The organism is Paenibacillus sp. QJM3NY_38 (genome assembly GCF_056173265.1).
Window position 1 is genome coordinate 1 of record NZ_CM149665.1, and the last position, 10000, is coordinate 10000.

The 10000-nt window shown below is 48.8% G+C and carries 8 protein-coding genes (1 of these 8 cut by a window edge); 7 read left to right on the top strand and 1 reads right to left on the bottom strand.

From position 1 onward, the window contains the following. From dnaA to gyrB, 6 genes are all read left to right on the top strand, one after another. Positions 1–1347, top strand: a complete 1347-nt coding sequence (gene dnaA / locus AC0VZ8_RS00005; protein WP_071219302.1) for a chromosomal replication initiator protein DnaA — start codon at positions 1–3, stop codon at positions 1345–1347. 203 nt (positions 1348–1550) lie between these two features. Continuing rightward, positions 1551–2693, top strand: coding sequence for a DNA polymerase III subunit beta (dnaN, locus tag AC0VZ8_RS00010; RefSeq protein WP_071219301.1), 1143 nt, complete (start codon positions 1551–1553; stop codon positions 2691–2693). Between the two features lie 38 nt (positions 2694–2731). Continuing rightward, positions 2732–2947 (top strand): S4 domain-containing protein YaaA, encoded by a 216-nt coding sequence (yaaA, locus tag AC0VZ8_RS00015; RefSeq protein ID WP_009591516.1) that lies wholly within the window; start codon positions 2732–2734, stop codon positions 2945–2947. A gap of 104 nt (positions 2948–3051) precedes the next feature. Beyond that, complete coding sequence (recF, locus tag AC0VZ8_RS00020) at positions 3052–4116, top strand: DNA replication/repair protein RecF (protein WP_475487804.1); 1065 nt, start codon at positions 3052–3054, stop codon at positions 4114–4116. Positions 4117–4129: 13 nt separating this feature from the next. Further along, positions 4130–4381 (top strand): extracellular matrix regulator RemB, encoded by a 252-nt coding sequence (remB, locus tag AC0VZ8_RS00025; RefSeq protein ID WP_071219299.1) that lies wholly within the window; start codon positions 4130–4132, stop codon positions 4379–4381. 26 nt (positions 4382–4407) lie between these two features. Continuing rightward, positions 4408–6318, top strand: coding sequence for a DNA topoisomerase (ATP-hydrolyzing) subunit B (gene gyrB / locus AC0VZ8_RS00030; protein WP_071219298.1), 1911 nt, complete (start codon positions 4408–4410; stop codon positions 6316–6318). A gap of 135 nt (positions 6319–6453) precedes the next feature. Here the strand turns inward: gyrB and AC0VZ8_RS00035 are convergent, their stop codons facing one another. Further along, positions 6454–7266 (bottom strand): YheC/YheD family protein, encoded by an 813-nt coding sequence (locus AC0VZ8_RS00035; RefSeq protein ID WP_260064457.1) that lies wholly within the window; start codon positions 7264–7266, stop codon positions 6454–6456. A gap of 410 nt (positions 7267–7676) precedes the next feature. Here AC0VZ8_RS00035 and gyrA point away from each other — a divergent pair, with 410 nt between their 5' ends. After that, positions 7677–10000 carry the 5' portion of a DNA gyrase subunit A gene (gyrA, locus tag AC0VZ8_RS00040; protein ID WP_071219296.1) on the top strand. Its footprint extends 172 nt past the window's final position, so the window shows 2324 of its 2496 coding nt (coding positions 1–2324); its start codon is at positions 7677–7679; its stop codon lies beyond the right edge, outside the window.

The following is a 10000-nucleotide window of genomic DNA, read 5'->3' on the forward strand; positions in this document are numbered from 1 at the left end:
TTGGAAAGCCATACTTCCGAATTATGGCAAGAAATTTTATCGATCATACAAACCAAGCTGAGTAAACCGAGTTTTGACACTTGGTTTAAAGCTACCAAGGCATTGACCATTACCGATCACTCCGTCGTCATTTCCGCACCGACAACGTTTGCTGTGGAATGGCTGGAGAGCCGATACACCAAGCTGGTTAGTGCAACCGTATTGGAGGTGGTGGGCAAGCAGGTGGATGTCCGCTTCGTCATTGAGGAGGCCAAAGGACACGAACCTGTGCCGCAGCAGATCTCGCCGCCGCTTGAAATATCCGGGGAAGAAATTCAGTCTCATATGCTGAATCCGAAGTATACGTTCGATACCTTTGTCATCGGTTCGGGCAACCGTTTCGCCCATGCTGCGTCGCTCGCTGTTGCCGAAGCTCCGGCTAAGGCGTATAATCCGTTATTCCTATATGGTGGAGTTGGGCTTGGAAAAACCCACTTGATGCATGCCATCGGCCACTATATTTTGGAGCACAATCCCAGCAGCAGAGTTGTGTATATTTCCTCCGAGAAATTCACCAACGAGTTCATCAACTCCATTCGGGACAACCGCGCTGAAAGCTTCCGCAACAAGTACCGTAGCGTCGATATTCTGCTCATTGACGATATTCAGTTTTTGGCAGGCAAGGAATCGACGCAGGAGGAATTTTTCCATACGTTTAACGCCCTGCACGAAGAGCGGAAGCAGATTATCATATCCAGTGACCGTCCGCCCAAGGAGATTCCGACGCTGGAAGAACGGCTCCGTTCCCGGTTCGAATGGGGATTGATCACCGATATTCAACCGCCGGATCTGGAGACGCGGATCGCCATTCTTCGCAAGAAAGCGAAGGCCGAGAATCTAGATATTCCGAACGAAGCTATGATGTATATCGCCAATCAGATCGATACGAACATTCGTGAACTCGAAGGTGCGCTGATCCGTGTCGTTGCTTATTCCTCCCTGACCAATCAGGACGTAACAACGCATCTGGCAGCCGAAGCCCTGAAGGATATTATCCCGTCCAGCCGGCCGCGAATGATTACGATTCAGGACATCCAGCAGAAGGTCGGCGAGTATTACAACCTCAGGCTGGAAGACTTCAAAGCCCGCAAGCGAACCAAAGCCGTCGCATTTCCGCGGCAAATTGCCATGTACCTGTCCCGCGAATTAACCGACTATTCCCTTCCCAAGATCGGAGAAGCATTCGGAGGCCGGGATCATACCACTGTCATCCATGCCCATGAGAAGATTACCCAATCTCTGAAAAACGACCAGGAGCTGTTTAAAGTGGTCAATAATATTACGGAGAAAATCAAAAATCCAACCTGAACAAGTTCAAAGCCTATGCACAATCTATACACATGTGGATAGGCTTAATTTTATGCCTTTTCTGGGGCTTATCCACATATTCAGTGCTCCTATTACTATTACTAATAATAATTAATAAATAATTTAACCATAAAGAGGGGGATCCTCTTGGCATTCGCCAAGGTGAAAAAACCCCTCTCATTTTTCCGTAAGGAGTGAAATTGATGAAAATCAGCATATTAAAAAATGTATTAAACGAATCCATTCAACACGTATCCAAGGCGATTTCCAGCCGAACTACGATTCCGATCCTCAGCGGCATTAAACTGGATGTCACGTATTCGGGTGTCACACTAACTGCTAGCGATACTGATATTTCCATTCAATCGTTTATTCCTGCGGAAGATGAGAAGCACACCATCGTCCAGGTAGAACAGCCTGGTAGCGTTGTGCTGCCGGCGAAATTTTTTGTTGAAATCATCAAGAAACTCCCTTCCCAAGAAATCCAGATGGAGGTAAAAGAGAACTTCCATACCTTTATTTCTTCGGGAGCTACGGAAATTCAGATGGTGGGCTTGGACCCCGAAGAATTCCCGGTACTGCCTAACATTGAAGACAGCCAAACCGTTTCTTTGCCTGGAGATCTGCTGAAAAACATGATCAAGCAAACGGTATTCTCCATCTCCACCCATGAAACAACGCCTATTTTGACCGGGGTATTGTGGAGTCTGAACGATAATGAATTGAAATTTACCGCCACAGACCGCCACAGATTGGCAACTCGCTCCGCACAGCTGGACAATGCACAGGACATTTCGTTCAACAATGTTGTCATTGCGGGTAAAACGCTGAATGAACTGAGCAAAATTATTCCGGACCAAAATACGCTGGTGGATATCGTTGTGGCCGATAATCAGGTATTATTTAAAATTGACCGTGTTCTGTTCTATTCCCGTATACTGGACGGCATTTATCCCGATACTTCTAGAATTATTCCAACATCGCATAAAACAGAACTCGTTTTGGACACAAAAAAATTAAGCGAGTCGATCGACCGCGCCTACCTGCTCTCCAAAGAGGAGAAAACGAACATTGTTCTCCTGCAAACGATGGAACAAGGCGGCATCGAGATCTCTTCCAGCTCCTCTGAGCTTGGTAAAGTGCGTGAAGAATTGGATCTGATCGATTTCAAAGGGGAGCCGCTGCGCATCTCGTTCAACTCCAAATACATGCTGGACGTGCTAAAGGTGGTTGAAAGCGAACAGCTGATGATCGCTTTCATGGGGGTTATGAGCCCGATCATTCTTAAACCGCTCGACGACAGCAAGAGCCAATATATTATTCTGCCGTACCGTACGGCCAATTAAAGTTATCCCCATGTTGATAGGGATGAAAGGACGAGGTCATGAAACAAATATTTATCCACAGTGAATATATCAAGCTGGATCAGTTCTTGAAGCTTTCAGATTGCGTATCCACAGGTGGGATGGCGAAGGCGCTGCTTGCGGAAGGAGCGGTTCTGGTCAACGACGAGAAGGAAGAGCGGCGCGGACGCAAACTGGTTCCCGGCGACATCGTCAAGGTAGAGGATTGCGGGACGTTTCAGGTGGCAGCACAATAGACAGCCTCCCGCAGCCGCTTTGGCGCTAAGCGCGGAAGACGAGGGAGAGGATAAGCTTGTTTGTCAAAAATGTCAGCCTGCAGCATTATTGAAATTACGAGAAGCTGCAGCTTGAGGCGTTTGGCGATGTCAATTTGATCATCGGACGCAATGCCCAAGGAAAGACGAATTTGATGGAGGCGCTCTTTGTGCTTGCTTTAACGAAGAGCCATCGTACCTCCAAGGATCGCGAATTGATTGGATTCGAGCAGTCCAGTGCACATATATCAGCCGAGATTGATCGCAAGTACGGCCCTTTGAGGCTGGAGCTGAGTTTGTCTCAGCAGGGGAAGAAGGCAAAAATCAACGGACTCGAGCAGCGGAAGCTTAGCGATTTCATCGGCTCGCTCAATGTCGTGATGTTTGCGCCCGAGGATCTGGAGATTGTCAAAGGCACGCCGGGGGTTCGCCGCCGGTTTCTTGACATGGAGATCGGGCAGGTCGCGCCAAGCTATCTGTTTCATCTGCAGCAATACCAGAAGGTGCTCGTGCAGCGCAACAATCTGCTGAAGCAATTATGGGGGAAGGGCAGCGCCGAACAAGCGATGCTGGACATTTGGAACAGCCAATTGGCAGAACATGGTGTTAAAATCGTCAAGAAGAGGAAACAATTTATAAAAAAGCTGCAAAAGTGGGCTGAGAGCATTCATCAGGGGATCACCAACGGCCTTGAAGATCTCTCTTTGCACTACCTTCCGTCCTTTGCTGACGCGGAGGAAGAAGATGAAGCTGTCTTATTTGAGACATTTATGATAAAATTATCACAAATGAAAGAGCAAGAAATACGGCGTGGTATGACATTGGCAGGTCCTCATCGAGATGATCTGGCTTTTTATATTAATGGCAAAGAAGTCCAAACGTATGGATCTCAAGGTCAGCAGCGGACGACGGCGCTATCTTTGAAACTGGCTGAAATCGAGCTGATACAGGAAGAGATCGGTGAATATCCGGTGCTGCTTCTGGATGATGTGCTTTCTGAATTGGATCCGTACCGGCAGACACAATTGATCGAGACATTCCAGAGCAAAGTGCAGACATTCATCACGGCGACGGGCATTGAGAGTTTGAATACCGACAAATTGAAGGGTGCCAGCATTTTTCATGTCCATGACGGACAGGTGGGCTCTTAAGGAGTGATTCCATATGTATATTCATTTGGGCGGAGAGAAGATCATCCGTTCGTCGGAGCTGGTTGGGATTTTTGATATCTCGATAGAGAAATCTTCAAAAATCTCCAAGCAGTTCGTCACGCATGCCCAGCAGCATAAAGTCGTGGAGATGATTGGCGAAGAGGATCCGAAATCCATTGTGGTGACGAAATCGATCGTTTATTACTCTCCGATCTCCTCTGCAACGCTTAAGAAACGAGCAAATCATTTTGTAGCTCAGGCATAACAGAATCTGTAGAAGTAGGTGAAGGCATGTCTATGAATCAACCGACATATGATGAGAATCAGATTCAGGTACTGGAAGGATTGGAAGCCGTTCGTAAACGTCCCGGGATGTATATCGGGTCTACCAGTGCCAAGGGTTTGCATCATTTGGTATGGGAAGTTGTGGACAATAGTATTGACGAAGCGATGGCGGGAATATGCGACCATATCGAAATCATTGTCCATGAGGATAACAGTGTTACCGTTGTCGATAACGGGCGCGGAATTCCGGTCGGCGAGAACGCCAAGCTGAAGAAGTCGACGCTGGAAGTCGTTATGACCGTCCTTCATGCCGGCGGTAAATTTGGCGGCGGCGGATATAAAGTATCCGGCGGTCTGCATGGTGTTGGTGTCTCGGTCGTGAATGCACTGTCTTCGAAAGTCGTGGTTCAAGTCAAACGTGACGGGCACATCTACCAACAGGAGTATCATCGCGGCGTACCTCAATATGATATCAAGGTCATCGGGGATTCCGACGATACGGGTACAACCGTAACCTTCCTGCCGGATCCGGAGATTTTCACGGAAACAACGGAATATGATTACAACACGCTGCTTACACGGATTCGTGAGCTGGCGTTCCTGAATAAGGGCATTGCGCTTACGCTGACGGATGAACGTACAGGTGCCTCCGATTATTTCAAATACGAGGGCGGAATCATTGAATACGTCAAGTTCCTGAATGAGAAGAAGGAAGCACTGCACGAAGACCCTATCTATGTTGAGGGCTCACGGGATAATATTCAGGTCGAAGTATCGCTCCAGTATAACGACAGCTATACCGAGAATATTTATTCTTTTGCAAATAATATCAACACGCACGAAGGCGGAACGCATGAATCCGGCTTTAAGAGTGCGCTCACTCGGATTATCAATGACTATGCCCGCAAAACGGGATTGATCAAAGATAACACCAACAACCTGTCGGGTGACGATGTGCGTGAGGGATTGACGGCAATCATCTCGGTCAAGGTACCGGAGCCGCAGTTCGAAGGACAAACCAAAACCAAGCTCGGCAACAGTGAAGTGCGCGGTATTGTGGAATCCTTGTTCGCGGAGAAGCTGCAGGAGTTCCTGCAGGAGAATCCGTCGGTTTCCCGTCGGATCCTGGAGAAGGCGCTCCAGGCATCACGTGCTCGTGAAGCGGCGCGTAAAGCCCGCGAGATGACACGCCGGAAGAGTGCGCTTGAAGTCAGCGCATTGCCAGGTAAACTGGCAGACTGCTCTTCCAAGGATGCCTCCATCAGTGAGCTGTACATCGTCGAAGGTGACTCTGCCGGCGGATCCGCCAAGCAGGGACGCGACCGGCATTTCCAAGCCATTTTGCCGCTTCGGGGTAAAATTCTCAACGTGGAAAAGGCGCGACTTGACCGCATCCTCTCTAATGCGGAGATCCGGGCGATCATTACGGCGCTGGGTACGGGGATTGCGGAAGATTTCGATCTGTCCAAGGCCCGTTATCACAAAATCATTATTATGACCGATGCCGACGTTGACGGCGCGCATATTCGTACCTTGCTGCTGACGTTCTTCTACCGTTACATGCGTAAGCTGGTGGAAGCGGGTTATATCTATATCGCCCAACCGCCTCTCTTCAAGATCGAGCGCAATAAGGTGATTCGTTATGCCGGCAGCGAGAAAGAACGCGACGAGATCATTAAGGAATTCGGTGAGAACGTCAAAATTAACGTACAGCGTTACAAAGGTCTCGGCGAGATGAATGCCGGACAGCTGTGGGAGACGACGATGGATCCAGAGAGCCGTACCATGCTTCAGGTGACCATCGAAGATGCGATCATGGCTGATACGTTGTTTGATACCCTGATGGGCGATAACGTTGAACCGCGACGGGATTTCATTCAAGAGCATGCGAAGTCAGTCCGTAATCTGGACGTATAAAGTTAATAATCCAAAAAGGGGCATCCCAAGGTCTGTGAAGGCCTCAGGGACTGCCCCTTTATTTTTACGATTGATGCGATTTGGTGTGTTCGCCATATATCCTGAATTTAGGCATTAAATTATATATCGCATAGGCTAACCGGTCTTTTTGGCTTTTTTCTTGCCGGTTAAGTTACGCCCATAAGCGGTTGCATATTTTCTTACTTGATTGTAGATGCTGGGATCCTTGAAAAATTTCTTGAACGGGAACAGAGCAGGTTTGGTATTAACCTCCAAGATCCAGATGTTCCAGCGACCGTCGATGGCAATATCGAGGCCGATTTCTTTCAGCTTGGGATAGGATTTCTGCAGCTGCGATGCGACATTCACCCCAAGCACATTCAGCTCTTTACGGATGTTCTCTGCCTCTTCCGCCGTCATATGCTCGGTCATCAGCGGTTTATAGTGCTGGACTACCCCACCGCTATGGTGGTTGGTAATGATTTTATTCTTGGCCGCTACCCGCCCGATTATTCCTGTGCTCACCCACTGGCCAGAAGGACTCTTCTGAGTAAGTACACGTAGATCAAAGGGGCGGCCTTTATGGCGAAGCAGATGGATGCCTTGCTGAATGAGATATTCCTTCCCCTGAAACAAAGAGCTCAGTGTTTTATCGAGACTCTCCAGGGAGGTAAATATTTCGGTTTTCTGTTCATAACGAAGCTTGTAGGAAGTGGTCGTGGTTTCGTCGGCATCACCGATTTTGGATTGGAGCTGCTCGACTGACATGACGCCGACGCCATAGGTCCCCCGGTCAGGCTTGATATACACAAGCGTATGTGTGCCCAGCATGTCACCAAGCGCCTCCAATGAATACTGGCGGGTAGAGGGAACATAAGAGGCGAGACCTTTATTCTTCAAGAGTATTTTCGTTTTCGCCCACTTGCTTGCAACACGTTGGATAGTCAACCATCTTCATCCTTTCCAGCTGTATGATGGGAGTGACAGGAATTGGCCTGTCTCGTAAACAAACTCATGTCCATCCGGTTGATTTGAAAGAATCGGGGCATCTCCAGCAAGAGAGCTTAAACCCGGAAAACATAGGACAAGTATGACAAACAGTGGTATAATATAAAGATGTGATGCTACGAAAAGTCCTGTGCAATGCATTGTATGTGAAAAGGGGCACGGAGGACAGGGCGTATATCCCGGTTTCCGGGCAAAAATCATTCTTTCACTTGATCCATCCCGTGTTTAATTGTGCACGGTTTGTGAAAGTAATATAATAAAGGTTAGTGCGTTTTTAGGTTTCTGATCACTATTCTGCTTTTTTCACATAGATCAAGGCATGGTTGATAGGAAAATGAAGGAGGTCCAGCATGGCGGAAGAAAATTTCTCCCAAATCAAAGATCGTGACATTGGTACCGAGATGCGCGAGTCCTTTATGGACTACGCGATGAGTATCATTGTCAGCCGGGCTTTGCCGGATGTACGGGACGGAATGAAGCCAGTACACCGTCGTATTTTATATGCGATGTCTGAACTTGGAATGGCCCCGGATAAACCGCATAAGAAATCGGCAAGAATTGTTGGCGAGGTTATCGGTAAGTACCATCCTCATGGTGATTCCGCAGTTTATGAATCCATGGTTCGGATGGCGCAGGACTTCTCCATGCGTTATATGCTTGTTGATGGACACGGAAACTTCGGTTCCATTGACGGCGATATGGCAGCGGCTATGCGTTATACCGAGGCTCGTTTATCGAAGATTGCTATGGAAATGCTGCGTGATATTAATAAAGAGACAATAGACTTTGCTCCTAACTATGATGGTGAGGAACAGGAGCCGGTCGTTCTTCCTGCGCGTTATCCTAACTTGCTGGTAAACGGCGTGTCCGGGATCGCAGTAGGTATGGCTACCAATATTCCGCCTCATAATCTCGGTGAAGTTATCGATGGCGTTCAGGCGATGATTCGAAATCCTGATATCACGCCGATGGAGCTGATGGAATATATTCAAGGACCGGATTTCCCGACAGCGGGATATATTCTGGGACGTGAGGGGATTCGTCAAGCATATCGTACGGGCCGTGGATCCGTTACGATGCGGGCGAAAGCGACCATAGAAGAGAATAACAACAAGGCGCGCATTGTCGTTCACGAGATTCCGTATCAGGTGAACAAGGCTCGACTGGTTGAGAAGATCGCGGAATTGGTTCGCGATAAGCGGATTGACGGCATTACGGATCTCCGCGACGAGTCGGACCGTAACGGTATGCGGATTGTTATTGAGCTGCGCCGGGATGTTAACCCGAATGTCGTTTTGAATAACCTGTACAAGCATACGGCTATGCAGTCTAATTTCGGTATTAACATGCTGGCCATCGTAAACAATGAGCCGAAAATTTTGAACCTGCGCGACGTGCTGTTCTACTATTTGGAGCATCAGGTCATCGTTATCCGTCGCCGGACCGAGTTTGAACTGAAGAAGGCGGAAGCTCGCGCTCATATTCTCGAAGGTTTGCGGATTGCGCTGGATCATCTCGATGAGGTTATCGCCCTCATTCGCGCGTCGCAGACTACAGAGGCAGCTCGCGAAGGCTTGATGGAGCGTTTCGGTCTCAGTCATGAGCAGGCGCAGGCCATTCTGGATATGCGTTTGCAGCGCCTGACCGGACTCGAACGCGAGAAGATTGAGAACGAGTACCAAGAATTGCTTGCCAGAATCGCGGAATTGCGCGAGATCTTGGCTAATGAGCATCTTGTGCTTCAAATTATCAATGATGAGCTCCAAGAGATTAAAGAGCGCTTCTCGGATGAACGCCGTACCGAAATTACGGTCGGGGAAGACAGCATCCTGGATGAGGATCTGATTCCACGGGAAGAAGTGATCATCACCATTACGCATACCGGTTACATCAAGCGTCTGCCTGCGAACACCTATCGCAGCCAGAAGCGGGGCGGCCGCGGCGTTGTGGGGATGGATACGAAGAGCGAAGACTTTGTCGAGCATCTCTTCGTCACGAATTCCCACCACTACCTGATGTTCTTCACGGACAAAGGGAAGGCGTACCGGTTGAAAGCCTATGAGATTCCAGAGCTTAGCCGTACCGCCCGCGGAACGCCGATCATCAACCTGATTCAGATTGAACAGGGCGAGTCGATCAATGCCGTGATCCCGGTGGAGAACTTTGACAGCGATAATTTCTTGTTCTTTGCCACGCGCCAGGGTGTCGTTAAGAAAACTCCGCTTGAGGATTATGTCAATATCCGCAAGGGCGGTCTGATTGCGATCAACCTGCGCGATGATGATTCCCTGATCGAGGTTAAGCTGACAGATGGTCAGCAGGAGATCATCATGGGAACGGCACAAGGCATGTCCATCCGCTTCAAGGAGAGCGATGTTCGCTCGATGGGAAGAAGCGCGACTGGAGTTAAAGGGATTACGCTCGATGACGATGACGAAGTCATTGGCATGGACGTGGTGGACCAGGAGCTTGATATCCTTATTGTAACGACCAAAGGTTACGGCAAGCGGACGCCTGCAAGCGACTACCGCAGTCAGACCCGTGGCGGCAAAGGGATCAAGACCATCAATATTACGGAGAAAAATGGACCGGTTGTGGCACTTAAGGTCGTGAAATCGGAAGAGGATCTCATGATTATTACCGCTAGCGGCACCATCATCCGTACGAGCATGGA

Bases quoted from the DNA above. Each gene is read 5' to 3' on its own strand.
- dnaN (WP_071219301.1), top strand. From the start codon at position 1,551: ATGAAAATCAGCATATTAAAAAATGTATTAAACGAATCCATTCAACAC.
- yaaA (WP_009591516.1), top strand. From the start codon at position 2,732: ATGAAACAAATATTTATCCACAGTGAATATATCAAGCTGGATCAGTTC.
- remB (WP_071219299.1), top strand. From the start codon at position 4,130: ATGTATATTCATTTGGGCGGAGAGAAGATCATCCGTTCGTCGGAGCTG.
- gyrB (WP_071219298.1), top strand. From the start codon at position 4,408: ATGTCTATGAATCAACCGACATATGATGAGAATCAGATTCAGGTACTG.